Origin of the sequence: Polaribacter sp. BAL334, from assembly GCF_015767435.1 — a bacterium.
Taxonomy (GTDB): Bacteria; Bacteroidota; Bacteroidia; order Flavobacteriales; family Flavobacteriaceae; genus Polaribacter.
In genome coordinates this window covers 1-565 of sequence record NZ_JADWOV010000261.1, presented here as the reverse complement: position 1 = coordinate 565, position 565 = coordinate 1, and the positions used below count along the sequence as shown (strand labels likewise).

Annotated in this window: 1 protein-coding gene; it reads left to right on the top strand. The window is 40.7% G+C overall.

Annotated elements, in window-relative coordinates; translation table 11 throughout:
* Nucleotides 1–565 (top strand): hypothetical protein (locus tag IU405_RS05485; RefSeq protein ID WP_197437609.1); only part of this gene is annotated, 565 nt, incomplete at both ends.

Below are 565 nucleotides of genomic sequence, written 5' to 3'. Positions count from 1 at the left end.
GGTTTTCACAAGACCTTTTACTTGGTTTTGAAACAGGTGAAAGCGGAGGAGTAAATGGTGGTCCATTCGGTAACATGGGCGCTCCAACTCTTGTGACTGGAACAGGAACAAATACTACACAAGTTTTACAAATTGTTGGAAATATCAATGGTGAGGTTTGGCAAGGTATTAACTTAAATTTAACTGAAAATGTTGATTTGACAAATACGCAAACCATGACAGTAGATGTTATGTCTGCAACTCCAATATCATTTTTAGTGAAAGTTAATGGAGGTATAAATGGTGCACCTGAGGCAGCAGCTGAGGTTACACACAATGGTGATGGAACTTGGCAAACACTTTCATTTACTTTTAACACCTCTTTAGATGGAAAAGCTGCAGCCGCCTCAGGACAATATGCAAGCTTTGTTATTCACGCTTATTGGAAAGCAGGTGAAACAGGCTTTGGAGGAGTAACTAAAGACGAGAGAACTTTCTTTTTTGATAACATTAAGGGACCTAAAGCTGCTGCTCCACCAGCTGCTGTAGAACCAACAGATGCTCCACCAACTCCACCATCATATGC